The 23,857-nt window shown below is 67.9% G+C and carries 25 protein-coding genes and 4 pseudogenes; 16 read left to right on the top strand and 13 right to left on the bottom strand.

Annotated elements, in window-relative coordinates:
• Positions 1–88: 88 nt before the first annotated feature.
• The gene (locus ACZ69M_RS12965; RefSeq protein WP_470049320.1) at positions 89–685 is read right to left on the bottom strand and encodes an SMI1/KNR4 family protein; all 597 of its coding nucleotides are present in this window, start codon (positions 683–685) and stop codon (positions 89–91) included.
• A 394-nt stretch (positions 686–1,079) separates the two neighbouring features.
• On the opposite strand from ACZ69M_RS12965, the gene ACZ69M_RS12960 reads away from it, so the two are divergent.
• From ACZ69M_RS12960 to ACZ69M_RS12935, 6 genes are all read left to right on the top strand, one after another.
• Entirely contained in the window at positions 1,080–1,370 is a 291-nt protein-coding gene (locus ACZ69M_RS12960) for a hypothetical protein (protein ID WP_470049318.1), read from the top strand.
• Between the two features lie 533 nt (positions 1,371–1,903).
• A complete protein-coding gene (locus ACZ69M_RS12955; RefSeq protein WP_470049316.1) occupies positions 1,904–2,425 on the top strand; it encodes an SMI1/KNR4 family protein in 522 nt (173 codons plus the stop codon).
• 622 nt (positions 2,426–3,047) lie between these two features.
• Positions 3,048–3,440, top strand: a complete 393-nt coding sequence (locus tag ACZ69M_RS12950; RefSeq protein ID WP_470049314.1) for a hypothetical protein — start codon at positions 3,048–3,050, stop codon at positions 3,438–3,440.
• Positions 3,437–5,140, top strand: coding sequence for a caspase family protein (locus ACZ69M_RS12945; protein WP_470049312.1), 1,704 nt, complete (start codon positions 3,437–3,439; stop codon positions 5,138–5,140). The genes ACZ69M_RS12950 and ACZ69M_RS12945 overlap by 4 nt, the downstream gene beginning before the upstream one ends.
• Positions 5,141–5,589: 449 nt before the next feature.
• Complete coding sequence (locus ACZ69M_RS12940; RefSeq protein ID WP_470049310.1) at positions 5,590–6,561, top strand: DUF6424 family protein; 972 nt, start codon at positions 5,590–5,592, stop codon at positions 6,559–6,561.
• A gap of 8 nt (positions 6,562–6,569) precedes the next feature.
• Positions 6,570–6,743, top strand: coding sequence for a phospholipase effector Tle1 domain-containing protein (locus ACZ69M_RS12935; protein ID WP_470049308.1), 174 nt, complete (start codon positions 6,570–6,572; stop codon positions 6,741–6,743).
• A gap of 368 nt (positions 6,744–7,111) precedes the next feature.
• On the opposite strand, the gene ACZ69M_RS12930 is transcribed toward ACZ69M_RS12935, so the two are convergent.
• Together ACZ69M_RS12930 and ACZ69M_RS12925 are read right to left on the bottom strand one after the other, a co-directional pair.
• Positions 7,112–8,683: a S53 family peptidase gene (locus ACZ69M_RS12930; RefSeq protein WP_470049306.1), complete on the bottom strand. Its 1,572-nt coding sequence runs from the start codon at positions 8,681–8,683 to the stop codon at positions 7,112–7,114.
• A gap of 347 nt (positions 8,684–9,030) precedes the next feature.
• Positions 9,031–9,942: an AraC family transcriptional regulator gene (locus ACZ69M_RS12925; protein ID WP_470049304.1), complete on the bottom strand. Its 912-nt coding sequence runs from the start codon at positions 9,940–9,942 to the stop codon at positions 9,031–9,033.
• Positions 9,943–10,084: 142 nt separating this feature from the next.
• Between ACZ69M_RS12925 and ACZ69M_RS12920 the strand changes: the two genes are divergently transcribed.
• Positions 10,085–10,495 (top strand): organic hydroperoxide resistance protein, encoded by a 411-nt coding sequence (locus tag ACZ69M_RS12920; RefSeq protein ID WP_470049302.1) that lies wholly within the window; start codon positions 10,085–10,087, stop codon positions 10,493–10,495.
• Between the two features lie 217 nt (positions 10,496–10,712).
• Here ACZ69M_RS12920 and ACZ69M_RS12915 read toward each other — a convergent pair whose 3' ends face one another.
• Together ACZ69M_RS12915 and ACZ69M_RS12910 are read right to left on the bottom strand one after the other, a co-directional pair.
• Positions 10,713–11,363: an SMI1/KNR4 family protein gene (locus tag ACZ69M_RS12915; RefSeq protein ID WP_470049300.1), complete on the bottom strand. Its 651-nt coding sequence runs from the start codon at positions 11,361–11,363 to the stop codon at positions 10,713–10,715.
• Positions 11,364–11,536: 173 nt separating this feature from the next.
• Positions 11,537–12,076, bottom strand: a pseudogene (locus ACZ69M_RS12910) (transposase); the annotation flags it as partial.
• A 670-nt stretch (positions 12,077–12,746) separates the two neighbouring features.
• On the opposite strand from ACZ69M_RS12910, the gene ACZ69M_RS12905 reads away from it, so the two are divergent.
• Positions 12,747–13,019 carry a hypothetical protein gene (locus ACZ69M_RS12905; RefSeq protein ID WP_054229568.1) on the top strand — a complete coding sequence of 91 codons (273 nt, stop codon included), beginning with the start codon at positions 12,747–12,749 and terminating at the stop codon, positions 13,017–13,019.
• A 571-nt stretch (positions 13,020–13,590) separates the two neighbouring features.
• On the opposite strand, the gene ACZ69M_RS12900 is transcribed toward ACZ69M_RS12905, so the two are convergent.
• The 4 genes and pseudogenes from ACZ69M_RS12900 to ACZ69M_RS12885 form a co-directional block, all read right to left on the bottom strand.
• Positions 13,591–13,833 (bottom strand): hypothetical protein, encoded by a 243-nt coding sequence (locus ACZ69M_RS12900; protein ID WP_470049298.1) that lies wholly within the window; start codon positions 13,831–13,833, stop codon positions 13,591–13,593.
• 388 nt (positions 13,834–14,221) lie between these two features.
• Complete coding sequence (locus ACZ69M_RS12895) at positions 14,222–16,129, bottom strand: hypothetical protein (protein WP_470049296.1); 1,908 nt, start codon at positions 16,127–16,129, stop codon at positions 14,222–14,224.
• 91 nt (positions 16,130–16,220) lie between these two features.
• Complete coding sequence (locus tag ACZ69M_RS12890) at positions 16,221–16,658, bottom strand: cytidine/deoxycytidylate deaminase family protein (protein WP_470049294.1); 438 nt, start codon at positions 16,656–16,658, stop codon at positions 16,221–16,223.
• Between the two features lie 21 nt (positions 16,659–16,679).
• Positions 16,680–16,888: pseudogene (locus ACZ69M_RS12885) on the bottom strand (hypothetical protein); the annotation flags it as partial.
• Between the two features lie 306 nt (positions 16,889–17,194).
• Here ACZ69M_RS12885 and ACZ69M_RS12880 point away from each other — a divergent pair.
• The 4 genes from ACZ69M_RS12880 to ACZ69M_RS12865 all read left to right on the top strand — a co-directional run bounded on the left by ACZ69M_RS12880 (position 17,195) and on the right by ACZ69M_RS12865 (position 19,333).
• Complete coding sequence (locus ACZ69M_RS12880) at positions 17,195–17,383, top strand: hypothetical protein (protein ID WP_470049292.1); 189 nt, start codon at positions 17,195–17,197, stop codon at positions 17,381–17,383.
• A gap of 326 nt (positions 17,384–17,709) precedes the next feature.
• Positions 17,710–18,375 carry a nitrile hydratase subunit beta gene (gene nthB, locus ACZ69M_RS12875; RefSeq protein ID WP_470049290.1) on the top strand — a complete coding sequence of 222 codons (666 nt, stop codon included), beginning with the start codon at positions 17,710–17,712 and terminating at the stop codon, positions 18,373–18,375.
• Positions 18,372–18,971, top strand: coding sequence for a nitrile hydratase subunit alpha (gene nthA / locus ACZ69M_RS12870; RefSeq protein WP_470049288.1), 600 nt, complete (start codon positions 18,372–18,374; stop codon positions 18,969–18,971). The genes nthB and nthA overlap by 4 nt, the downstream gene beginning before the upstream one ends.
• The gene (locus ACZ69M_RS12865) at positions 18,968–19,333 is read left to right on the top strand and encodes a nitrile hydratase accessory protein (RefSeq protein ID WP_470049286.1); all 366 of its coding nucleotides are present in this window, start codon (positions 18,968–18,970) and stop codon (positions 19,331–19,333) included. The genes nthA and ACZ69M_RS12865 overlap by 4 nt, the downstream gene beginning before the upstream one ends.
• A gap of 51 nt (positions 19,334–19,384) precedes the next feature.
• On the opposite strand, the gene ACZ69M_RS12860 is transcribed toward ACZ69M_RS12865, so the two are convergent.
• Positions 19,385–20,239 (bottom strand): DUF4097 family beta strand repeat-containing protein, encoded by an 855-nt coding sequence (locus ACZ69M_RS12860; protein ID WP_470049284.1) that lies wholly within the window; start codon positions 20,237–20,239, stop codon positions 19,385–19,387.
• Positions 20,240–20,335: 96 nt separating this feature from the next.
• Between ACZ69M_RS12860 and ACZ69M_RS12855 the strand changes: the two genes are divergently transcribed.
• A complete protein-coding gene (locus ACZ69M_RS12855; RefSeq protein ID WP_470049282.1) occupies positions 20,336–20,485 on the top strand; it encodes a hypothetical protein in 150 nt (49 codons plus the stop codon).
• Positions 20,482–20,754 (top strand): hypothetical protein, encoded by a 273-nt coding sequence (locus tag ACZ69M_RS12850; RefSeq protein WP_470049280.1) that lies wholly within the window; start codon positions 20,482–20,484, stop codon positions 20,752–20,754. The genes ACZ69M_RS12855 and ACZ69M_RS12850 overlap by 4 nt, the downstream gene beginning before the upstream one ends.
• Positions 20,755–20,965: 211 nt before the next feature.
• On the opposite strand, the gene ACZ69M_RS12845 is transcribed toward ACZ69M_RS12850, so the two are convergent.
• On the bottom strand, positions 20,966–21,343 hold the full coding sequence (locus tag ACZ69M_RS12845; protein ID WP_470049278.1) for a MerR family transcriptional regulator: 378 nt from the start codon (positions 21,341–21,343) through the stop codon (positions 20,966–20,968).
• A gap of 116 nt (positions 21,344–21,459) precedes the next feature.
• Between ACZ69M_RS12845 and ACZ69M_RS12840 the strand changes: the two genes are divergently transcribed.
• Positions 21,460–22,533 carry an alkene reductase gene (locus ACZ69M_RS12840; protein ID WP_470049276.1) on the top strand — a complete coding sequence of 358 codons (1,074 nt, stop codon included), beginning with the start codon at positions 21,460–21,462 and terminating at the stop codon, positions 22,531–22,533.
• Between the two features lie 273 nt (positions 22,534–22,806).
• On the opposite strand, the pseudogene ACZ69M_RS12835 reads toward ACZ69M_RS12840, so the two are convergent.
• Positions 22,807–23,000: pseudogene (locus ACZ69M_RS12835) on the bottom strand (IS5/IS1182 family transposase); the annotation flags it as partial.
• Between the two features lie 2 nt (positions 23,001–23,002).
• Positions 23,003–23,341 (bottom strand): annotated as a pseudogene (locus ACZ69M_RS12830) (carboxymuconolactone decarboxylase family protein); the annotation flags it as partial.
• A gap of 68 nt (positions 23,342–23,409) precedes the next feature.
• Here ACZ69M_RS12830 and ACZ69M_RS12825 point away from each other — a divergent pair.
• Entirely contained in the window at positions 23,410–23,760 is a 351-nt protein-coding gene (locus ACZ69M_RS12825; RefSeq protein WP_470049275.1) for a winged helix-turn-helix transcriptional regulator, read from the top strand.
• Positions 23,761–23,857 lie beyond the last annotated feature (97 nt).

Raw genomic sequence — 23,857 nt, 5'->3', positions numbered from 1 at the left:
CGGCAAGACCGCCCCTGACGCACCATCAGCCAACTACACTCCGGACAACATCTCTGACCAGGCCAGATAGCGAACCGCTGCTGGAGTACTAGAACGGCTCGAAGCTCGGCGGAACGGGGCCGATCTCTCCGGCGGCGACCAGTTCCTCCAGGTCCTCAGGCTCCAGAAACTCCAGGGCTTGCGGTTCGATGCCGTGGTACCGGTCCACGTCGAGCAGCCGCCGCACGAACGCGAGGGCGAAACGCGAGAACGGGCCGTCGAAGGTCTCGCAGCCCTCTTCATGGACCATCGTGACGATCTTCCACTGGTCCGGGTCAGGGTCGCAGGGCAGGAAGAAGTGCTCGTCACCGCTGTAGTCGTATCCCCAGGAGATCAGCCCACCGGGTTCGGGGTGGAAGGGGTACGGGACATGCTCGGAGTCGCCGCGGCTCAAGACCCTCTTTCGACGCTCAGCGAACCCCTGGTGCGTCTTGCGCATGCGCTCCAGCAACGGGCTTGATCCACGCGGATGGAAGACAACGAGCTCGCCGGAGATGACCCCGCTGCCGTAGGCATTGAGGAACGTCTTGAAGTCGCTGGGCAAAGCAGAACCTATGTGTTGCTCGATGTCGTTCCAGTCGTCCGGGTTCGCTTGCCGGTGGGCGGGCTCGCCCAGCAGGGCCTGCAACTCATCCAACGAGGACATGCACTGCTCCAAGGCCGGTCAACGGGGATCTGCGCCGCCAACTTAGTCGCGCCGAGCCGGTGGGTCGAGTGCCTCCTGCGCCTGATTCCTGCAGGACAGTCACGGACATCACCAGAGTGCCGCCCGTGTAATCAGCTGTTGCGCGAGTGCACTGGTCGTCGCCTTGCCGCGCCGTGGGTGCCGTTGAGGCCTACGATCACGAGGTCGGCTTCCCGGACCTGGAACTGGTCCCGCACGCCATGCGGAGTCTGAACTCCCTCTCGACCCCCTCGGGCATCGAGACGAAGACCATGCCCAAGCGGATGAGCGCACACGTCAACGAGCCGGGAGACGTGCAGAAGTTCGTGGGCCCCGTCTCCTCCACACCGACTGGAAGCCCGACAAGGTACTCATCGTGGATGGCCGACCCCGGCTCGTCGACTGGGCATGGGCCTCCCGCGGCGCCGCCTGGATCGACATCGCTCTGTGGGTGATCTGGCTGATCGCCTCCGGCCACAACGCTGAGGACGCCGAGGAACTGGCCCAGCACCACCCCGCCCGGCAAGCCGCACCCGAGCCATCCACCGACGCCTTCACGCACGCTCAACTACGGCTCTGGGACTCGATCGCCCGGGCCGATGACCCCGACGAGTGGACGTACGTGGTGCTCGCTGCCGCCACGGCGTGGGCCACCCACCGGCAGTGATGTCTCGCGGGCGCGCATCGGAGGAGCGCGCCCGCTTCCCCCCGGCTGGTCTCCCCCGCCAAGCCGGGCCTTGTTCTACCCACGCCACACCGACGCCCATCCGGTGCCATCAGACCTTCTGCCGGGTCAGGACGTCGGGACAACGCCTGAGACTCTCGAACAGTGCTGCGTCCTCTGCCGGTCGATGGCGAGCCGGTACCTCGTCGTGTCCGTAGTCTGTCCGCGATCCAGTCGGTGACGTATGTGCAGCGATAGGCCTCGTACGAAGGCAGCCGGGCGGCTGGGGCCTGGGCGGACTCCGAGCGCCTGGCAATGGGGAGTACTGGTCGTGCGGCGCGGTCAACAACAGCACCCCTGACGACTGACTGCGTGTGTACGCAACGTCGGCACCGACATGCCGCCGCTGCCCCTTCCCGTCACCGTTACGGCGGGGATGGCCATGTATGGAGCCCCGGGGGGTCGAAGCGACTTTCTCCTGTACTACGGTCAACTCCAAGACAGGCACCCGCTCGACGCGCCAGAAGGACCCAGTGGTGGCAACGCTTCCAGAGATCACAGCCTTGTTGGGCGAACCCCGGTTCAACTGGTCGGATCCGGCTCCATGGATCGAACTGGAGCAAGAACTCGGTATCGAATTTCCGGCAGACTTCCGTGAAATCGTGGACGCCTACGGTTCGATCGAGATCAACAGGCAGTTGTACCTGAAGCACCCCGCCGGCCATCTCCTGCACAGTCTGGGAAAAGACATCAGAGGGGATCTCGAGCTCTGGCGCGAGGAGGACATGGCGGAGTTCCTGCCGAGTCCGGTGGGGGCGAACCCCGGGGAACTGATACCGGTGGCGTCGGCCACGACGGGCGAGGCGGTTTTCCTTCGCATTCCCGACACACCTTCGTCGTCCTGGCGCGTCGTGGTCCAGGAGTTCGACAGCCCGGCCTGGACTCTCTACGAGATGACGTTCAGCGAGTGGTTGCTGGCTTATCTCAAGGGCAGGGACGTGACGTTGTGTTCTCGCAACTTCGCGCTTGACGGCCCGGTTTACGAATTCCTGCCCTGAAAATGAACGCGGTGGTATGCCCCACTGGATGTTGCCCTTGTCGGCTGACGTGACAGCCCCGTGTGCATGTTCCTGCCCGAACTCGCCTGTCTGTGCGGTGGTGGCGTCGGGGGCGTTCAGTGCCGGCCGGCGGCCCGTGGCCGGGCCAGACGTGGACGGGTGCGGGCACCCGGGTGAAGACCCCGTTGAGGCGGCCACTGGTACCAGGACCGGCGACACCTCATGTGCCGACAGGCCGGGCGCGACGGTGAGTTGCTGGTCGAACTCGAACTGCCACACGAACTTGAACTGCCGCACGAAATAGGCGGCCGCGTCGTCGTAGGTGAGGGTGCCACGCAGCGGAAGCCGAGATCCCGCAGCGCACCCCTGGAGCTGGTCGGCGAGGGTGAGGTCGTCTCCGCGGCCCACGGCCTGGAGCAGCATGGCGCACACGGTCGCTTCGGCGGCGAGGCCGGCCGGACTGCCCAGGCCCGGAAAGGCGGTGCGGCCCCTGGCCCCGGATCGGGATCCACATCGACTGATTTGCCACCTCGCAACCGGGAGCGGAGACTGGAAACGCCGACGTGGAGCCGCCCACGGTCCGCTCCGCGCCGCCCCTGACATGACGGAAGGGGCTGATCCGGTGGGGAACCAATTGCTGATCCTCCTTTCCGAGGAGGGAGCGGAAGCCGAACGCGTGGCGGAGTTGACCGCCTACCTTCGCGAGGAGTTGCTCGATCTCGACGTGGACGACGTCTCAACCGTCCCCGGCGACGAGGTTCCTTCCGGAGCACGAGCCGTGGACGTCACTCAGATCGGCTCCTTGCTGGTGGCCCTGGGCGGTTCGGCCACCGCTCTGGACCAGGTGGCGACCGTGATCCGGTCCTGGCTGGGCCGGTGCCAGGACACACGCCCGTCGTTGCGCCTGACGCTGGACGACGACACATTGGAGATCTCGGAGGCGACGGACGAACAGGTCACCGAGGCCTTCGACATCTTCGTGCGGAAGCATTCCACGGCGGGAGCCCAGCCATGACGTACTCTCGGCATGCGCTGATCATCGCCAACGACCGCTACGACGAGCAGGGGCTCAAGAAGCTGCGGGCACCGGCGCAGGACGCCGCCTCCCTCGCCGAGGTCCTGCACGATCCGCAGATCGGCGACTTCGACGTCGAGGTCCTGCGGAACGAACCGGCACACGTCATGCGCAGACGCATCCAGGGCTTCTTCAGCGATCGCCGACGCGACGACACCTTGCTGATGCACTTCTCCTGCCACGGGCTCAAGAGCGAGTCCGGCGAGCTGTACTTCGCCGCCAGCGACACCGACCCCCGACTGCTGGACGCCACGGGGGTCCCCGCCCAGTTCGTGCGCGGATGCATGTCCCGCACGCGGGCCGGCAGCACCGTCGTGTTCCTCGACTGTTGCTACGGCGGCGCCTTCTCCAAGGGATCGTCCTCCGTGCGCGCCTCCGGAGACGTGAACGTCCTCGAATCCTTCAATACCGAAAAACCGCCTGGCGGGCGGGGCTGGGCCGTCATCACGGCGTCCAACTCCATGGAATACGCCTTCGAGGGCCCCGACCTCGCCGAGAACTCCGACCCCCGGCCGTCGCTGTTCACCCATGCGGTGGTGCAGGGGCTGGAGACCGGCGAGGCCGATCTCGACTCGGACGGCGAGGTCTCCCTCGATGACCTGTACGACTACGTCTTCGACCAGGTACGGAAGCAGAACCCGAACCAGACGCCGAGCAAGACCGTGGAGATGCAGGGGGACCTGCATCTGGCGCACAGCAAGCGTCGCCGCATCAAGATCGTTCCAGTTGAGCTCCCGCCCTCCGTGAAGACCGCCATCAGCAGCAGGAACACCTTTGCCCGGCTGGGTGCCGTTGCCGAGCTGCGCTCGCGGCTGAGGAACGAGTCCCTCCCCATCGCCGAAGGGGCACGCCAGGCTCTGGAGGAGGTCGCGCGCAACGACGTCCGGCAGATCGCCGACGAGGCGTGCAGCGCCTTGCGCGAGGTCCGCCTCCAGCCCTCTCCGGCCTGCCTGGACTTCGGTCTGGTACCCCAAGGCTCGACACCGCAGCGCAAGTCCGTGATCCTGACCGGCCCACCCCTGGCTCGCTGTTGCGTGGCCCGGCCCACGCACGGCTGGCTGCGGGTCGAGGAATCGGTGAAGGGTCTGGACGTCATCCTGGACCCGTCCGCCAAGGGGCATCTAAGCGGAGACATCGTACTGAAGGGGGTCACTTCAGATGCCATGATCCGCGTGGAGGCAGTGGTGCGGCCGGATGACGAGGAGACGCTCCCCAAGCCCCCTCCGCCTCGTCCCCTGCCACCTCCTCCCCCACACATGTCCCTCCTCTCCCCCGCCCTCGCAACCGCCGCACTGGTCGTCGCCGTCGCCTCGGTCATTACGCTCATCAGGGCCGCCGTGCTGGCCGAGGAAGCCGGTCAGAAACGGCAAGCCGAAGGACCGGGAGGCAAGCTCCAGGCCCAGGTCGAGGCCGTCGGTATGCTCTCGCCGCTCACCATCTGCCTGGTCTCCGCGGTGGCGGCACTCACCCTCAGTACGTTCGCCCGGCACGACCTGCAAGCGCGAGGCGCCCGTTACACGGCCCGGTCGATCGGCGCCACCAACGCCCTGACCTCGACGACGAAGGTCCTGGCCATCCCGGCCCTGATCCTGGCCGCGCTCATCGGCATTGCCTACCTCGTGGCGAAAGGGCTGTGGTGACGTACTTCAGCAGTCTCAACAGCCGCCGGTCCGCCAGCCGCTTCCCTCCCGTGCCAGGGTTGAGAAACGGGGCACGCTGACCACATCTCCGTCCGGCGCTTCGCCGGCCGTACGACGAGCACCGGCGTCGTACGCGTTCTGCACCAACGTACGCGTGAACGAGATGCCGCAGGCCAAGAGGACCACCTCCTCCGTCGCAGCTCGCCGTAACCCGGGGCTGCGCCACTCCCATCGTCTGCCCTCCCGGTCCGGCCTGACCACCGCAGTCGTCAGAGACCGCCGGGGAGATGGCCGCGGCACGCCAAGTGGCGGACGCATGGCGTAACTTCCGCAGACGCAAGAGCCGTCCGTCGGCTGGCCTGCCCCCAGCTCCGGGCGCACGATGGAGACACAGGCACTGGCGTCGCGGGTCCGGCGCGAGTCCGCGTCACGGCGCGAGGAGGCCGACCATGACGCACACCGCTTCCCCTTCGGCAACCAAGTCCCGTACGGCAACGGGCACGAAGTCCCGGACGTCCGCCGCAGCCAAGCCCAGAACCCCGGCGGCGCTCACACCCGGCGGCACGGAGTCGGAGAACCACCCCTGGAAAATACAACTGGTCGACCACCCCCCGCGTTATGAGTCGACGTACTTCCAGGCCGCGAAGAAGGCGGCGCACAAGATCCTCGCCGAAATGAACGACGACAATGACCTTCCCTACGGGCCCCGGCCTCCCGGCGCTGAGCACTGGGAGATGCACCACGGCGGCAGTCTGTGGGTCAAGGGGGCCAGCGGCTGGCGGATGTACCGCGCGCGGGTGGGCATCGAGTGGAGCATGCAGTTCTGCTCCGACCCGGCGAAGGTGGACCGGCTGCGGCGGGAGGCCGCCGAGCTCATCGACGCCTTCCCGGACACCCTGCCCGCCCTTGGGAAACTGGGTTACAAAGGCGCCGAGGAACTGCTGCGTACGCCGATCACAGACGCCGACGGCGTCGAGCGGTGGACCGACTCGCTGTTCAACGCATGCGTGCCGATGAGCCACGGCAACCACCAGGGCATCCTGCCCAAAGTGCCCGGTGAACACCACTACCCGTGGCCCGTCAAGGGCGCTGACTTCGTCCGGTACGACGACTTCCAGCTGTGGGTGAACCTGCCCGACGGCACCCACGGCGCCGTGGCCCCGGTGGACCGACGCGGATCGGGCGACGGACACGTACGCCTGGTGCACGCACCCGAGGGGACCGCGGCGGGCGACACCCTCGCCAAGGCCCAGAACCTCGGGAAGATGGCGGTCTTCCCGGCTAACAGCACCGTCGCCCTACAGGCGTTCAGGCAACAGATCGAGCCCGGGCGGCGTACCGCAACCGGCCCCCTGGTCACCGCCACGACGCCGCGGCGGGACGGAGCGACCCGGCAGACCACCGCCAGGCGCACCGGCTAACGGCGGGCATGGCGCGCCGGATCATCATCTGCCTCGACGGAACGAGCAACCAGGTCGGCGCCCGCCACCCGACCAACGTGGTCAGGCCGTTCGAGACGCTGGAATCGGACGCCCCCGACCGGCAGCTCCTCTACTGCGACCCTCGTGTGGACACCATGTCGGCGGCGTTCGGTTGGCCTTAAGCCCAGTGCCGAAGAAGCCGAAGATGTACACCCGGTCTCAGGCCGGTCTCACTCCGCGCCCTCATCGGGATGCTGAACAAACCCAGCCTCATGCGCCCCGGCCGAACAACTGAACCTGAAACCCCGTCAACCCGCCCTGACCCGCCGATCAGCTCCTCCCGAACGACGGGAGAACCTCTCCCCGGGTCCCCGAGGACGAGCAGACAGCGGGTGGGAATGCGCCGACGAAATCCGTGTTCCATCTCCGTTGCCAGGAACCTGGCCGAGAGCCGGCCCGGGGGCCTCTTGGATCAAGCACACCCCCGCGCAGCAAACCGAAGGCCCGCCCGGCACCTCTCGGGCACCCGGCGGGCCCGGCTCCGGGAACCTCAGCCAGTGACCGCCTCCCGCAGAGAGGCGAGTAGTTCCGTACCGTCGGGGACACCCAGACCCGTACAGGCATCCCACCCTGGGCCAGCACGGAATTCACCGTTCGTGCCCACAGTGATGTCACGGAATCCGCGTGCGGTGTGTCCTGGCGTGGCGTTGGCGTACAGCAGGGGCTGAAGCATGCCGAGTGGCCGGCCAAGCGCCTCGACCAGACGGCAGGTCAGGGCCGCCCACAGGGGGGCGACGGCGCTGGTACCGCCGATGACCAGACGGTGGCCGTCCACCAGCACTTCGTAGCCGGTGGCCGGATCGGCGACGCCTGATACATCCGGTACACCGCGGCCCGGAGCACCTCCGTTGTGCGGGACACCGGCAGTGGTCTGCCAGGCAGGAAGGGGGAATGCCTCGCTGACCCCGCCGCCGGTGGCGCCGCCTCCGTCGCCGCCCCACACCCTTTCGCTGCGCACGGCCCCGGTGTCGGGGTCGGCATCCAGGCGGGTGCCTCCGCAGGCCAGCGCATGCGGGCTGGACGCCGGGAAGTCGGTGTGCGGCAGGCCGTCGCCCACCTTGTCCCCGCTGCCGTCGTCACCGGCCGCGACGCACACCGTCACACCGAGCACCGCGGCATCAGCGAGCGCCTCGTCGAACACGGCGCGGGCCTGGTCGGTCCAGAAGATCTCCGGCGCGCCCCAGCTGATGCTCAGCGCGGCCGGTGTCGGGGTGGCGTGGACAGCGGCGCTCACCGCGTCGACAAAGCCCTGGTCGTCGTTGTGCGCGAAGTACACCTGCTGGTGGGCGCCCGGTGCCGTCGCGCCCGCGACCTGAATGTCCAGCAGGACCTCCCCGTCGGCGCCGTCGGGGTCGGCGCCCGGCACATTGCGGCCAGTTCCGACGTTCACCATGGTCACCCGAGGGGTCGGCATGCCGAGGGACGTGAAGTACGTCTCCAGTTCGGCCGGGTCGGCGCCACCGCCCAGTTCGATGATCGCCAGCGTCTGGCCGCTGCCGTCGGTGCCGGGAGGGAACCGATACACCTTGGCAAGCTGATTCGGTTTGTAGGAGGTCTGGCGGCCCCTGGCCCGTGCGCGCCGCAGATGGGGACGGGCCTGCGGCCGGTTGTCCAATCCGAGCACCGCCACGACCACGCCGGCCAGCTCGTCGGGCACATGCAGCGGGCCCTCACGATGGCGGTGCTCGATGGGCGCACCACCGGTCGGGTCCGGGCTGGACACCTCGGACAACCGGGTCCCGAACGCCGCGGCCATCGCGTCCGCAGTGCCGGTCACCTTGAGACGCCGGGATGCCAGGTCGGCATCGGTCACGCGAAGGCCGTGGCCGCCCAGCACATCGCGCACCAGGTCGGCGTCGGCCGGTTTGGCGCCGTACTTCTGTGCAAGCTCGGCTTGCGAGATCGTTTCGGTCCCCACGATCAGCTCGCGCGGAACCTCCGCTCGGCGGCGCAGCACGACCGTGGCCTCGATGGGCGTCGAGCCGTCGACGGGACCTATGTGGCGTGTCTTGGGCGCGGCCGAGCGTTCGCTGCCAGGAATAGCGACAAATCGTTCACTCATGGCACAGAGTATCGATCTAATTACCTTGAGTCCGCACTTCGAACGACGTCACCTCCAGCCCCGTACCCGCACTCGGCAGCGACCGGCGGGGTGCCGGCCACCGCAGAGAACGACCCGCCACGTTCTGCGTGGGCATGACAGTCCGGAAGAGGGGCCCTGCCGGACTACCGCAAGGCCGGCCTGATCCGCGAGGCGACCTCCACCGTCCTTGCAGGTCGGCGTCACCCATGCGACATCAGTTCTGCTTCAAATTTACGGCATGTAACTGATCCAATACTCCTTGCGTTCAGGGCAGATCAGGATGGCGCCCAACAGGAGGCCGTCGTCGTCACGGTGTGCTGACCGGACTACCTCCGCGACTGCTGGCGGTACCGACCGGGGGCCAAGCCATATTCTCGTTTGAACGCTTTGGAGAAGGCGAATTCTGAGGTGTATCCCGTGCGCTGCGCGACGGTCTGTACCGGCTTGTCGCTGTCGCGCAGCAGTCGCGCCGCCAGGGTCATCCGCCACCAGGTCAGGTAGCCCAGCGGCGGTTTGCCAACCAGCGAGGTGAACCGGCGGGAGAAGGCCGCGCGCGACAGTCCGGCTTTCGCGCCCAGCGCTTCGACCGTCCACTGCCCGGCGGGTTCCTGGTGGATATGGTGCAGCGCTGCGGTGATCGCCGGATCGCGCAGCGTTGCGGCCCACCCGGTGGCCGGGCCGTCGTCGGTTTGCTCGTCGAGCCAGGCCCGCAGGATGTACAGCAGCATGATGTCCAGCAGGGCCGACACGACCGCTTCGGTTCCGTGGTGGGGGTTGGCGATCTCGTCGCCGAGCAGGTTGACGGCAGCATGTAGCGGCGTGCGGTGGCCGAGACGTGCCGGAAGGTGGATGACCTCGGGCAGTTCCTCGAACAGTGGATGTGGCCGGGCCTGGTCGAGCGTGTATGCGCCGCACAGCAGGACCGTCGTGGCTCCGGCGTCGTCGGCGCTCGGCGCTATCTCCCGCAGGGAGGCCGAGGGTGCGCCCGTCAGGGACGTCGACGGGCTGTCGGTCAGAGCGTGCCCGCAGCCGTGCGGAAGGCACACCACATCGCCCACGCTCAGGGCGATCGCGGCGCCCGCTGGCGGGATCAGCCAGCATGTCCCTTCCAGCACTACATGGAAGCCGGCCCCGGAGAACGGCTCGGCCCGCACTCCCCACGGAGCGTGCTTGCGGATTTCACTGGAATGCGGGCGTCCCGTACGCATGACGCCGATCGCATCGCTGAGCACGTCCATCGCCAGATCGTATCGCGAGGCCGCCACACACAAGACGATCAGATATGAAACGGAGACGGTGAGCCATGGGGAGCGGCTCCTGACCTCCATACGCTGAGTGCGCCAAACAGATTGACCGAGCGGTCTACCAGAAGGGCAGGACATGAGCCTGTACACCACCGCCGCGACCGCGACCGGCCGCGACGGCCGCGCCTTCAGTTCGGACGGCAAGTTGGACGTCGAGCTGGCCCTCCAGAAGGAGTTGGGCGGCACCGGCGACGGCACCAACCCCGAGCAGCTCTTCGCGGCGGGCTATGCGGCCTGCTTCGCCACCTCCATGCAACTGGTGGCGCAGAACAAGAAGATCGATGTCTCGGGCATGTCGGTCACCGCCGAAATCGGCCTCGTCCCCAACGGGCAGGGCGGCTTCCAGCTCGAAGTCAGCCTGCGTACGAAGCTACCGGACACCCTCCCCCGGGAGGTCGGTCGCGAGCTCATCGAGGCCACCCACCAGGTTTGCCCGTACTCCAACGCCACGCGCGGCAACATCCCGGTCGAGCTGCTCGCCGAGTAACCGCCGTCCGCTGAACGCCATCTGGACCGCAACCGCAAGAGTCCGCGATCCAGGTGGCGTCGTCTTACCCGGTTGCCCCACGGCACAGGGCAACGCCTGTTGGTCTTGAGACCAGCTCATTTCGCACCGAGACCCCTGTGCACGTGTGGGCGTACCTGACTGTGCGTGTGCCTGTACGCCGACAACGAACATGCCCATGCTGATGGCGGGCGTGACTTCAGCCGGCCCAGGGGCCCGGGAGCTGTTCACGGATGGTCTCAAGATCGGAAATTGTGCGCCCGCGCGCGTGGATCCAGGACCGGTCCTGAAGGCCATCCCGGCGAACCAACCGGCCGGGAGCCGCATACCAGCGCACTGGTGAGTCATCCTCGCTCGCCCACATCGGATGGTCGGGCAGGCCGACCCGGGCATACCGGGCGTGAAGATCCGGCATCAGCACGTTGGGCAGCTCGCAGGCGTCATAGAGGTTGTCTGCGGCGAAGAGCGACTCGCTCAGCACCAACTCGACCCACGCCAGGGACATCCGATCGAGAAAGGCAATCCAGCCCTGATGTGATTCCACCACCACCGGCGGATCGTCCTGCTCGATCTGGCTCAGCGGGATTCCCCAGAAGGCGCAGTCCTGGTTCTCGCGACGGAAGACCAGGACGCCGCCCAAGGCGTCATCGACATAAAGGCCAGATGACCTGACCAGAGGGTCCTGCTGCCGGGTCAAATCGTCACGGCGACCGAAGAGCGCATACCCCTCACTCAAAGAAGCCGGCAGCTCGAAGCCCAGATCAGCCTCCACTGCCGCCAACTCATCAGCGGTGCAGCCATCCTCCGGCTCCACCGGACGGCCCATCCACGCATCGGCGAACCAGCTCACGAACTCCCAGGCATGGGAGCGAGTACGCACTCCGCCTCGCAGAGCCACCGCGACATCAGGACCGTCCAGCACGCCGAGGACGCTACCGCCTCCTCAACCGTGCGGCGAGCCACAAGAGGCCCAGCCTCCCCAAAGCCAACGACTCAACTTGACCCACCAACGACATGAGATGTCTTGCCGGTTAACCCGCCCCGGGACCTGACGAGGAGGGCTTCCTCGAAACGGAGCTTGCGCCGTCGCCCGATACTTCGCCGCTCATCGCGCTCCGGGTCGTTACCGCTGTCCTGCCCGTTCTGCTCCTGCGGGCCGCCCTCTTTTGCCGGGCCTCCTCCTGCTGGGCGGCGGCTTCCGCCACGGCGTCCGTGACCTCGTTGCCGATGCGCATCCCCGCGGCGTCGTGGTGGGCGCGGGCAGTGGTGGAGTCCACGCTCACCAGGGACAAGTCCGTATTCCCTGATGAGCGTTCTTGGCGATCACGCCTTCCAGCAGCGCAGTGAAGACGCCTGCATCCCTCCAGACCCGGAAGCGGCCATAGGCCGTCGCCAGGGACCGAACTCGCAGGGCATCTCCCGCCACTGAGCGGCGGACCGGAACCACCACATCACCCCTTCGAACTGCTCCCGCAGCCGCTCGGGATACGGTCCGAACCCGCCGATCGGCAGGTAGGGCTCGATGAACTTCCACTGCTCGTCGGAGAGTCGGCTGCGCGTCACGTCCGACGTTCTACCGGGTTCCGCCCCGTGCGGGGACGCAACCCGAAGGTTGATCACAACCACATACAGGCCCTGGGCCTACCTGTCCGCATCAGTCGCGGGCTGATGCGGCACTCGGCCGGGCACCGTCGCAGCAGACAGGAGGGCGACACCGCATCGTCAACTCAGCTCCGCGTTGCCGGTCCGGGCCCGAAACCAGTCGGTGGCTCCTCAGCGGACATGGAGACCCGGAAGGGTTCGAAGTCGATCCCCATGCCGTCGTCGTTGCCGAGCGCAAGCGCCAACGCCGCGGCGGGTGCCGGAGGGAGCTGACGATCGTCAGTCGGGATCACGCGGACAGACTGACGACCGCCGAAGTCACCATCCCGCTGCCGCCTGGTTCAAGGCACCCTGGCTGTGCTTCCCAGCCCAGCTCGGAGCTGCGCTCCTGACTTTGGCGCACCTAAGGTGACGAGCAAGGTCTCTTGCCCTATGCTGCGGCTTGCACATCCGGGGGGCGGCTGGCCGTCATGATGACTGGCACCGTGCCAAGTGCACATCACCCAAACCATCTCAGCTCATGCTGCAGCATGCCGTCAGGCGTCCCCGCCTGTGCGCGACTGCTGCACGCAAGGGTCCGGATCTGCGCGTTTCCCCGAATTCCCACGGTCATCGGAAGGCAGAGAACGTCATGGCAGAACGGCAGTACCTCGGTCAGGGCACCAACACATCCTGGGAGAAGTTCTGGTACGTCCTGGGTTGCATCTACTTCGGTGCCGCCTACTTCCAGAAGGTCCCGGTGAAGAAGGCGCTGAGCGAGTACGGGCTGGTCGAGATGACCGGGGCCGAGAAGTTCTGGTACGTCGTCCAGTGCATATTCTTCGGCGCCGGCTACTTCGCGAAGGTCACCATCAAGAAGGCGCTGTCCGAGGTGCAGAACGCCGGCGGAGTCCCCACAGTCTGACGACGCCAGGGTGCCGCACGGGCATACGGGCCGCGGGCCTGGATCGCGAGGAGCGGTCCGGGCCCGCGGCCCGTCGTCCGTGACGTGCACGTCATCCGCGTCCCGCACAACGCCTGCCGGTCCAACACCCGTGGCCGACCCGCGACCAGCACCGTCGCGTCGTAGCGGACCGCGAGTTTCGCGTATCTCGTGGCCCCGGCCCGGTGGCGCTTGAGCGGGTTAATGCCACAATCCACAGCGTGGTGCTCCTTGTGGGCGACCTTCTCCGGGATCGTGCATCCGATCTCGCGTCTGCGCAGGTAGGTCCGGTTCCCGCGGGAGCCGTACGCCTTGTTCCGCGCGGACCCCGTCCGGCTCGGTCCGTGGCCGGCCCGGGCCCATGTGGGGCACCCGGATGGCCTCCAGCACGGGCAGACGGGCAGGAACGCGGGCTGTCGTGCCGCTGTCCGGCAGTGATCACAGGTCCGCCACCTCACGCCGTCGATCAACTGCCCACGCGTCCACGTCGGTGGCCGGCCCGGCTTCTTGCCATGCGGCAGCAACGGCTTCAGCTCGGCCAACTGACCGTACTTCAGATCACCACACCCCACGACCAGCGGGGATCCACGACCTTGATCCACCTGCACAACACGCCCTGGTTGGCCACTATGCATCGTGGTTGGCCAGCTGAGCGTTCGGCTTCCGGCAATCCCTTTCGTGCGTTGACAAAAAGCGTGAACGTCCGTGTCTGCTCTCCCGTCCCGATCGAGCCGATGCCGAGAAGTTCGTCTTCTGCGGCTTTGAAGATGCCGACCGTCTCAGCGAGGCCTGACATCGAAGGCGCCTCCGGAGAGCAGAGCCTCTCGTGCGGGGCCACATGCCGGCGTCTGCTCGGTGAGCATCGCGCAGAGATCATCGCGTGTCATGCGCCAACCCTCAGGGGCTTCGCTCAACTGGTCGATCAAAAGGCTCCCGACCACGGCACTGACACTTCGCACGACAGCTGGCGCCTGCGCGCACGAAGGCCTGGACCGGCCGTGCGGTTCACGGGGAGCAGACGCTGCGCGTACAGGACTTGGGCTCGCCCTTTCACCGTTTCGCGGCCGGGTGGGGGCCGGCGAAGACTCCCGACCGGACTTCCCTCACACCTACACCCCCGTCCACACTCCACTCGACGGCGAGCCCCCCATCGGTCGCGTCAACGGCGCTGCGGGTCACTGCACCTAGCCGATGCGGGCCACTGCCGTCCGGACGATCCGGCACAGTTCCTCGTCCACGAGGATGCTTCCGCCGTAACGGCGGGGCGAGGCTGTCACCGCGTGCAGGGTGGGGAGAGCTGCGGCCGCAGGGGCGCCGATCGAGCCAAGTACCCGCACTGTCCGCAGGACCGGGCCGGGTGCGCGGTAGGCGGCCAGTGGTGCCAGTTCCGGCAGCAGGGCCGCCACGGCGGGGGCCGGGTCACCGGTGATCCGCCACCAGGCCTCAGCCGCCCCGATCCGGCTCCACTCCCCGGGGCCGTCGAGCAGCGGGCGGACGGCGTTGGCGTGGGACGTGGCGAGGGGGCCCAGGTCGGCCAGGTAGCGCAGGACGGGACGACCGAGCCCTGCCCGTACGGCCGCGCCGGACACCCGCAGAGCCAGTTCCGGGTCACCGGTGCTCCGCCAGTGGGCCCAGGCCGCGGTCTGCTCGCCGTGCCATCGGTTCGGCGGGCGACCGGAGTCGGAGGCGAAGCGCCGCGGCCGTGCTTCGCCCGTGGCGAGGCGGGCGAGCAGACCGGCCGCCGCCGCGGCGGCCGGGCCGATCTGGCCCAGCGCCTCGGCGGCAGGGCGAGCGGACGGCGTGTCCAGCAGGGCCGCCAGTTCGCGCACGGCCGGGGCGGCGGCCGGACCCCACTGGGCGAGGACGTGCAGTACCTCGGGGACGCCGACGGCCTCGGGGCCCCGGGCGAGCCGCGCGCGGAAGGCCGGGAGCAGCTCCGTCGCCCAACGCCCCGGAAGCCGGTCGACGTTCAGCTGGTAGTTCCCGAGTCGCTCCCGGTACAGGAACGGCGCCCGGTCGTCCTCCATGGCGATCAGCGCCGTCACTGCGGTGTCGTTGTGCTGCGTCTGGGCGCCGACTCCAGAGCGCTCGACGAAGCGGAAGACCCGGTCCGCGTATGGGGCCATGGCCAGACCGCCCCGGGCGAGGACTTCCAGGGCGGCGGAGGCCACGCGCGTCTCGTCCTCCAGGCCCATGGCCACCGTCTCCCACAGGTCCGGCGCCGGACTCCGCCAGTGGCCAAGCCGGACGCCCGCCGCCAGCAGAGCCTTCGCCCGCAGGTCCGCGCCATGGTGGCCGGCCAGTCCATGCACCAGGGCCGCCGCCTCTTGCGGGTACGGGGCCATCAAGTCCGCGAACTGGGCCACCGAGACGTGGCGGACAGGTTTCCACGGTGCGTCCGCCGACGGGTCCTCTCCGGCCACGGACACCGTCGAGGCCACGGTGCGGCCGGTCCCCTTCACCGCTGCGGGGACGCCCGCCGTCAGCACCGCCTTCGCAGCCGCCAGCCGGACGTGGGCATTCCTGTGGTGCAGCCACGGCCGTAGCCACGCCGCGACCTCCGCCGGATCCCAGGTGCCGGTTCCGGATCCCGCATACCTTCCCACCGCGAGCAGTTCGGAGACGAGGGCCGTCGGGTCGCTTTCCACGGCGGCCTGGCGCATCAGGGCGTCGAGGGATGCAGGGTCGTCGTCCGGGAGCTCGCGCAGGACCCAGGCCGCGCGGGTCCGTACCGCAGCCGCCCGGTCGGCCACGAACGGCACCACGTGGTGCCCACTGGACGCGAACACCGTGTAGGACATGAAGTGCACGCCGACGGGACGCCGACAGGTCCAGGCGCGCCGGGCCAGGAGTTCGAGCACCTCGCAGCGCAGCCGGCGGTCGAATTCCGGGAGCAGGGCGAACAGGCGGGCCGCCACGTGGGCGAAGACCGGGTCAACGGTGCTCCAGCCCAACCTCTTTTCCAGCCGCCGCCATGCGCCGCGGCGCCGCCCGGGGATCGCCAGGCCGCGCAACAGGCCAGGTATCTCCTCCCGCCCGGTCGGGACGCCTTCGAGTACGTGCCAGGGCACGCCGACCTCTCGTTCGTCCATGGCCGCGATCTTAAGGGTGTCAGCCAGCCGGGCCCGGGTCCGGGTCTGGTGCCGCATCAGGCAACGCTGGCCCTGTTGCTGCCTCGCGGTGTCAGCTCGTGCTGAGTGGCGGGGTTTGCTCTGCGTCGAGTTGGTGGTCGGCCCAGACGTAGCTTTCGGGGAGCAGGTCGGTGATGGAGACGGTTCGGAGATGGTCGCCTGCGCCGACGATGACCTTCAGGGCTGGGAAGTAGTCGAGAAGGACTTGGCGGCACCGGCCGCATGGGGGTACGACCCCCCGGTCGCGGTCGCCCACGGCGACGATCGTGTCCAGCTCGTAGGCACCCTGGGCAGCCGCCGTGCCGATGAGGACCAACTCGGCGCACGGGCCTCCGGTGAAGTGGTAGGCGTTTACCGCGGTGATGATCCGGCCGTCCCGGGCGCGGGCCGCGGCCGCCATGGTGTGGTTGTCGCCCTGGCAACGAGTGCGCGCGACATGGGCCGCGGCCTCGATGAGTTCGTGGTCGACGGGGTGGGGATGTGTGGTCATCTTCTCTGCCTTCATGCGGTGTCAGGCGACGTTGGCGCGAGTGACGATGGTGCGCAAGCGAATATCGGTGGTGTGCTTGATCCGCCAGCTGATGTAGGGGCGCATCATGCTGCTCTGGGACTGTGGGTGGGGTGGTCGGTGCCGTCGATGGTGAAGTAACGCAGGGCAGTGCATTGGGCCTTGATGCGGTCGAGCCAGGAGGAGTTGGTCGGGGTGCGGGCGATCTCGACGGGAAGCCGCCCGTCAAGTTCGGACGGATCGCCAAGGAAGCGCGAGCACGGACCGATCAGGAAGGCCGCGCCGCATAACCAACGTCTCTACGCAGTCAGCGGGCTGACATCCTGCGTCGCAACGGTGTGATGTACCCCGTGCGCCCTCGGCGATGTGATGACCGTGGAGGCAGAAGCCCGGGTTAAAGCTGCAGGAGAAAGAGGTACAGCCCCCGCCGGCCTCCCTCCGCAAGGTCGTGTGTGGGTCCCCAAGCGCACCAGTAGAGTGCCGATTCGGCTCGTGCGAGGGCCGCAATGCCACATGTCGTGGTGTTCCAGATTCGCAGCGTTCCGGTGCAGCTGTCGCCGTACTTGCTGCCGCCGGTGGTGGCGAGCCAGGTGCCGTCCGGGCCGATCGCCAGCGCCTCTGCCTTCCCCCGCCTGGAGATCTTCAGCGCCAAGTTCGGCACGTCCGACAACCCCGGCCAGGACATCATCGGCCACCGTGGGGCCTGATCTTCGACTTCCACAAGATGGCCCTGGTCTCCGCCGACGTGAACAAGCACTACGAGGAGCCCACTCTCAAGCAGTGCAACGCCCCCACCACCGTATGGATCATCGAACCGTCAGACCTTGCCATCCCTCAATTAGGAGCATGTGCCCTCAATTGCCCACGGCGCCGTGCCGACAGCTGCATCCCGTACATCCTGGCGCCGGCAAGAGCCCGGCACATCTCCCATCACCGATGGATTCGGACGGTCTACGCCGCGACGCCCGGGACGCCGGTCGAATAGGATTCGAGTAGATATGTCTGTTACTGCAGATATTTAAGAGGTTATGCCATGGATGGTATTGCCGATATGGGAGGAACCCCAGGATGGGGCTCCATGTATCCGCCGAGACAGGATGAACCTGTTTTCAAGGAGCCCTGGGAGGGTCGGGCTTTCGCGCTCGCAATCCTCTCGAACCGGGTATCAGGGGGAAACCTGGACTCCTTCCGACACGCGCTGGAGCGCCTGGACCGAGCGCACTACATCGACGACGGCTACTACGGGCGCTGGCTCAACGCCGGAGAGCTGAGGCTCATCGACAGTGCCATCCTGGCACCGGGCGCGATCGACGCCCGCGCGCGCAACCTCCGCGGCGAGCACGTGGAGGAACCCCCGATCCCGGAACCGGCCAAACCCGACTACGCACCCACCGCCGAGGGCAGCCTGCGCTCCATCGACGCCGCACCCGTGTTCGCCGTCGGCGAGCGCGTACGTGCCAAGAACATGTCGCCCGCCGGGCACACCAGGCTGCCGCACTATGTGCGAGGGCATGTTGGCGTTGTTGACATCATTCAGCCCGCCGGCGTGCTGCCGGACACCAACGCGCACTTCCTGGGCGAGAACCCGCAGTACGTCTACTCGGTGCGGTTCGAATCACGTGACCTGTGGGGCGCCGACGCCGAACCCTTCGAGCTCACCATCGAGCTGTTCGAGAGCTACCTGGAGACCACCTCATGACCACCACCGGCGAATCGGCCGAGCATCTTTCCGTGGCTCTGCGTACCGAGGCGCTCGAGCGATTGCTCACCGAGCGGGGCCTGATCGACCCGAAGATGATGAACGGGCTCATCGCCACCTATGAGACCAACGTGGGTCCGCTCAACGGCGCGAAGGTCGTCGCCAGGGCCTGGACGGACCCCGATTACCGTCGCCGGCTGCTTGAGGACGGCACGGCCGCCATCAAGGAGCTGGGCTTCGGAGGGTTCCAGGGCGAGCACATCGTCGTGGTGGAGAACACCGCGACCACTCACAACGTGGTGGTCTGCACGCTGTGCTCGTGCTACCCCTGGCCGGTGCTCGGCCTGCCGCCGAGCTGGTACAAGGATCCCGCCTACCGCGCGCGGGTGGTGAAGGAACCGCGTGCGGTGCTGTCCGAGATGGGACTCGAGCTGGCCGACGATGTACAGGTCACCGTCCGCGACTCCACCAGCGAGGTGCGCTGGCTGGTGCTGCCCGAACGTCCCGCCGGCACCGAGCACCTGTCCGAGGAGGAACTCGTGCCGCTGGTGACCCGGGACGCGATGGTCGGCGTAGCCAAGGTGGAAGCATCATGACCATGCCGCTGGACATCGAGGGCCCCGCCGCACCGCCTCGCTCCAACGGCGAGCTCGTCTTCGCCGAGCCATGGGAGAGCCGCGCTTTCGGTATGGCCGTCAGCCTCTACCAGGCAGGTACGTTCACCTGGCCGGAATTCCAGGGCGCACTGATCGCCCGGATCAAAGCCTGGGAGAACACGGCGGCGCAGCACGAGCCCTACAACTACTACCGGCTGTGGCTGGATGCTCTGGAGGACGTGCTCACCGGCCTGTGCGCCGTGTCCACGGACGAGGTCACCGCACGCGCCCAAGCCCTTGCGCAACGCCCCCCGGGCCACGACCACCGTGACCACGACGACCACCACGACCACCCGCACTGACCCCAACGCTCGCCCGGTACTCTCCGCTGCCGCCTTGTCGGCGCCCCCTAGCTAGGATGCCGACTTCACGGTCAAGTCACCGCTCGTTGTCGACAGATCCAGGCGGTACGTGCCTGACGGGTCGTTCTTGAACGCCACCTTCTTGTCACCGTGGGAGTCATTCGCTGAGATCCGGTACTTGGCAGGCGGTGCGGTGACCGTGAGGTTGCCGCTCGTCGTGCGAGCCTTTATGTCCTGCGGGGTGGCCGTCTGGATCGTCACCTCGCCGTTCGATGTCTGCGTGTCGATGCCGCCGCCCTTGACGTCCTGGACGTCGACGTCACCGTTGGACGTGCGTAGCTTCACAGGGCCCGTGGCGTCGGTGACCGCGATCTCACCGTTGCTTGTGCGCACATCGACGGCGCCAACATCGGTCAGTGTGAGGCCACCGTTGGACGTGCCTCCCGCTATCGGAAGACCGGCAGGCACTTTGACGATGTAGTCGACGCCGCAGTTCTTGCCGCAGCCGGACAGCACCAAGACGCCGTCCCTGACGCGGAAGGAGGTGCCACTCGGCTTGTCACCGCGGTAGTTGACCTTGCGGTGCACGGAGGTCGTGGAAGCGTCGGCCGAAGCGTCTACCTTCACATCTCCGTTCCCGCTGTCGAGACGGATTGAGGTGATTCTCTGGGGCACCTTGGCGTCGTCCTCGAAGGTCTTCTGGCTGAGGGACGAGCACGAGGACAGCCCGCTGACTGTGAGAGCAGCCAGAGCCGCCGCTGTAAGAGTGCGCGCCTGTGGACGTCGCATGAAAGTCCCCCCGTGTAAAGCGAGTTGAATCGGTAAATCAGTCACCGCAATCCTACGCAGCCGCTTTCCAGCCGCCACTGGGGAAACCCTCAATGCCAGGACCGGGCCGTCCTTCACGGCCGCCGTGGAGGGATACTCCCGGGCCTCCAGGAGAAGAGACTGCTGCGATCGACTACGCGAACTCGCCCGGAGACGCACAGCACGATCCGCTGCATGTTGGAGTCCGAACTGCGGGAACGGATCACCACGCGGCGCGCGGAACTGGACGAACTCGAAGAGGAGCTGGCCAAGCAACTGGCGGAGCGGAGGTACGGGCAGAGCGGGACGAGCTCGCCGTCGCCGAACGGGTCTTTGAACGGATGAGCGAGCAGCTCACCGACGAACGCGCCTCGGCCGCGCCGACGCCCGGGCAGGTGGACGGACGAGCGGTGATGCTGATCCCGCGCCGTACGCCAGGCGTGAAGGAGACCATCTCCCGGCCGGGACACCATCCTCCTCCTGGGCGACCCGCAACGGATTTCGGGCCGAGGGCGGCCGCCGCCAAGGAGGACCCAGCGCAGCAAGTACTGGCACATCTGAACAGTGATGATCTTCGCGATATCCATCATGAAGACCACGCCACACGGTCCTGACCTGGTCAAACAAGCCGAGCGGTGTGCCCTCCCGCAAGGCGGGAGCAACAGACCAGCTTTCTCGCCGCGTGCCCATCAGACGGAAAGCGGCCCCGGCCGTCGCGCGAGTGTCATGGCTCTCCGGAGACTCAACCCCAGACGGTCCCGGCAACCTCCGGGGCTGAGTGCTTCCCGGAGGAGGCCAGTGCCGACCTACGAGCCACTCCCCCCGTCAGCCGACCGCAGCCTTCTCCAGCTGTTCCCGGTGCGCACGGGCCGTGGCCATCAGCCCGTCGAGCGTGTCCCTGGTTCGCACGAGGTCGGCGATGTGCGTGGAGAGCCGCTCGCGTTCCAGTGCCATCCGCTCTAGCGCAGCGTCGGAGTTTTCCTCGCTGGGTGCGTCGACGCAGGGCAGTAGCTCGGCGATGGTGCGGCTGGACAGGCCGGCGGCGTACAACCGCTGGATGAACGCGACCCGTTCGACCTCGCCGTCCGTGTAGTGCCGCTGCCCGCTCGGGCTGCGGGTACTGGTGAGCAGCCCCTGCTCCTCGTAGTAGCGCACGGACCGGACGCTGACTCCGGCGCGTGACGCGAGCTCCCCGATCCTCACAAAGCCTCCTGGCTGAGTTCTGCGTCACAGACCCTTGCCTCTGACGTCAGTGTGAGGTTTTAGCGTAGCCGCCATGCCCGAGGTGCGGGCACGGCGGAACACGAAGGAGTCCTGACATGACGACCCTCTTCACCAGCTATCGGCTCGGCGGCCTCACGCTGCCCAACCGGATGGTCATGGCCCCGATGACCCGGGTCCGGGCCGCGGCCGGTGGCCTGGCCACGTCGTCGATGGCGACCTACTACGCCCAGCGGGCCACAGCTGGGCTGATTGTGAGCGAGGGGGTGCAGCCGAGCGCGATCGGGCAGTCCAACCCGGGTACACCGGGACTGCACACCGACGAGCAGGTCGAGGCTTGGCGCCCCGTGACCGCCGCCGTCCACGCCAATGGCGGCCGGATCTTCGCCCAGCTCATGCACGGCGGCCGGGTCTCACATTCCGACACCATCGGCCTGCAGCCGGTCGGGCCCTCGGCCGTCCCCGCCGTCGGCGACGTGTTCACGCCCACCGGACCCCAGCCCGCTCCGACGCCGCGCGCTCTGGACACCGCCGAAGTGCCCGAGCACGCGCGGTCGTACGCCGAAGCCGCGCGCCGCGCCGTCGACGCGGGCTTCGACGGCGTGGAACTCCACGGCGCCAACGGCTACTTGATCTCGCAGTTCCTCTCGTCCAACGCCAACCTGCGCACGGACCGCTACGGGGGCCCGATCGTCAACCGGATCAGGTTCGCTGTCGAGGCCGTCGCCGCTACCGTCGAGGCCGTCGGCGGGGACAGGACCGGCGTCCGTTTCTCACCGGGCGGGACTTTCTGGGGAGTTCAGGAGACCGACGTCCGCGAGCTCTACACCGCGCTGCTGGCCGAACTGGCCCCCCTCGGGCTGGCATATGTGCACCTCGAGGCCACCGCCGACGAAGAGGTGCTCGTCGACCTGCGACGAGCGTGGCCGGGCACCCTCGTCATGAACCCCGTCCTTCCGATGGGACCGAAGCAGACCAGCCGGGACGACGCCGATCACTGGCTCGGTCTGGGCGCCGATCTCATCAGCTTCGGCCGCGCCTTCCTCGCCAACCCCGACCTGGTCGAGCGGCTGCGGGGCGGACTTCCGATCGCCCCCGTCGACGAGGCCACGTATTACCAGGGCGGTGACGCGGGCTACCTGACCTACTCGGCCCACCAGTACGCGGGTTGATTCCGAGCTGCGGCGAACGAGCGAAACCAGCGCGGGCGGTGGTGCTCAGCCTCACTCACGAGCACTCCCGCCGGCCGCCGGTGCAGTCCTCGTCGATTTGGGGCCACGGGGGCATCAACCCCGGTGAGACCGCCATCCGCAACGGCGCCCTGCACCACCGGCTCCCCGCCGCTTTCCCCTTGTCGGCCACGACCTGGTCGGGCCGGCGGCGTGGTCGGCCCGGTCCGGTCCGGGGAACTCAGATGCGCTCCAGGAGCGGGATGCGCAGAAGCTGTCGTGGCGTCGTCCTGGCGTCACCAGGATCGCGAGCGGTCGGCCTTTGCCGTCACAGGCGGGGTGGACTTTGGTGGTCAGTCCGCCGCGGGATCGGCCGAGGGCGTGATCGTCCGGTTCGTCCTGATGGCACAGCCCCCTTTTCGCCCCGTGGAGGCCGCGTGCTGGTGAGCGCGGACTATGGTGGAGTCGATCTGGACCATCCAGTCGATTCGGTGTCGGCCGTCGCCTGAAGCTGTTCGGGGCCGAGCCCGGTCTGCCGGGCGAGGGTCGCGGCGTGTACGCCCCACTCGCAGGAACAGCCGGTGCGCGCGGTGACGCGGGCGATGTCGTGCTCTCGGTCGATGGCGGGGAGGCTGCCGTGCCCCAGGAGCCCGGCGCCCAGGGCGAACATGCGTGAGGCCAGTTCCGGGTTGCGGTGCAGGACGCGGAACAGCGTGAGCGGCTCGTGCGGCACGTCGGGGGGCATCCACCGGCGCAGTGCCTGGTCGACTTGGGTCGCGTACGGCGAGATGAGCGGTTCGATGCGCGGCATACGACACCCATTGCTTCGATTTTCGAATCAGTAGCATGCTTCGAGAAGCGAAGCGCAAGGAGTGGGTCATGGGAGCCAGAGCGCCACGGCCGGGTGTGCCGGTGCGGGGGTCCGAGTCGGGCCGTCCCGTCATGGCCGCACTCGATCTGCTCGGGCGGCGTTGGACGATGCGCATCCTGTGGGAACTGAGTCAGGCACCGGCGGGCTTCCGCGAACTGCAGCGCCGATGCGAGCGCATGTCCTCCAGCGTGCTCAGCACCCGCCTCGACGAGTTGACCGGCGCCCGCCTGCTCACCCTGCACGGCGACGGCTACCACCTCACGCCACTCGGTCAGGACCTTGTCGAGGCGCTGAGTCCGTTGGACGCCTGGAGCCGACGATGGGCGAGGGAGACGGACGCCGCCACGGGCGAGGGGTGAAATGGTCGCGGCACGGCTGGCGCGACCGCGGCGTCGAAGCCGTGAGCAGCTTTCTCAGGAGGGCAGCTTGATGAGCGCGCCGAGGGCGCAGAGGACG

Source organism: Streptomyces sp. NPDC107454 (genome assembly GCF_055582885.1).
The sequence above is the reverse complement of the archived record's forward strand: the minus strand, read 5'-3'. Positions and strand labels throughout refer to the sequence as shown.

Coding starts and splice junctions, on each gene's coding strand:
- ACZ69M_RS12965 (WP_470049320.1), bottom strand. CDS start 685: ATGTCCTCGTTGGATGAGTTGCAGGCCCTGCTGGGCGAGCCCGCCCAC.
- ACZ69M_RS12945 (WP_470049312.1), top strand. CDS start 3,437: ATGACGTACTCTCGGCATGCGCTGATCATCGCCAACGACCGCTACGAC.
- ACZ69M_RS12940 (WP_470049310.1), top strand. CDS start 5,590: ATGACGCACACCGCTTCCCCTTCGGCAACCAAGTCCCGTACGGCAACG.
- ACZ69M_RS12935 (WP_470049308.1), top strand. CDS start 6,570: ATGGCGCGCCGGATCATCATCTGCCTCGACGGAACGAGCAACCAGGTC.
- ACZ69M_RS12930 (WP_470049306.1), bottom strand. CDS start 8,683: ATGAGTGAACGATTTGTCGCTATTCCTGGCAGCGAACGCTCGGCCGCG.
- ACZ69M_RS12925 (WP_470049304.1), bottom strand. CDS start 9,942: ATGGACGTGCTCAGCGATGCGATCGGCGTCATGCGTACGGGACGCCCG.
- ACZ69M_RS12920 (WP_470049302.1), top strand. CDS start 10,085: ATGAGCCTGTACACCACCGCCGCGACCGCGACCGGCCGCGACGGCCGC.
- ACZ69M_RS12905 (WP_054229568.1), top strand. CDS start 12,747: ATGGCAGAACGGCAGTACCTCGGTCAGGGCACCAACACATCCTGGGAG.
- ACZ69M_RS12900 (WP_470049298.1), bottom strand. CDS start 13,833: ATGTCAGGCCTCGCTGAGACGGTCGGCATCTTCAAAGCCGCAGAAGAC.
- ACZ69M_RS12895 (WP_470049296.1), bottom strand. CDS start 16,129: ATGGACGAACGAGAGGTCGGCGTGCCCTGGCACGTACTCGAAGGCGTC.
- ACZ69M_RS12890 (WP_470049294.1), bottom strand. CDS start 16,658: ATGACCACACATCCCCACCCCGTCGACCACGAACTCATCGAGGCCGCG.
- nthB (WP_470049290.1), top strand. CDS start 17,710: ATGGATGGTATTGCCGATATGGGAGGAACCCCAGGATGGGGCTCCATG.
- nthA (WP_470049288.1), top strand. CDS start 18,372: ATGACCACCACCGGCGAATCGGCCGAGCATCTTTCCGTGGCTCTGCGT.
- ACZ69M_RS12865 (WP_470049286.1), top strand. CDS start 18,968: ATGACCATGCCGCTGGACATCGAGGGCCCCGCCGCACCGCCTCGCTCC.
- ACZ69M_RS12855 (WP_470049282.1), top strand. CDS start 20,336: ATGTTGGAGTCCGAACTGCGGGAACGGATCACCACGCGGCGCGCGGAA.
- ACZ69M_RS12850 (WP_470049280.1), top strand. CDS start 20,482: ATGAGCGAGCAGCTCACCGACGAACGCGCCTCGGCCGCGCCGACGCCC.
- ACZ69M_RS12840 (WP_470049276.1), top strand. CDS start 21,460: ATGACGACCCTCTTCACCAGCTATCGGCTCGGCGGCCTCACGCTGCCC.
- ACZ69M_RS12825 (WP_470049275.1), top strand. CDS start 23,410: ATGGGAGCCAGAGCGCCACGGCCGGGTGTGCCGGTGCGGGGGTCCGAG.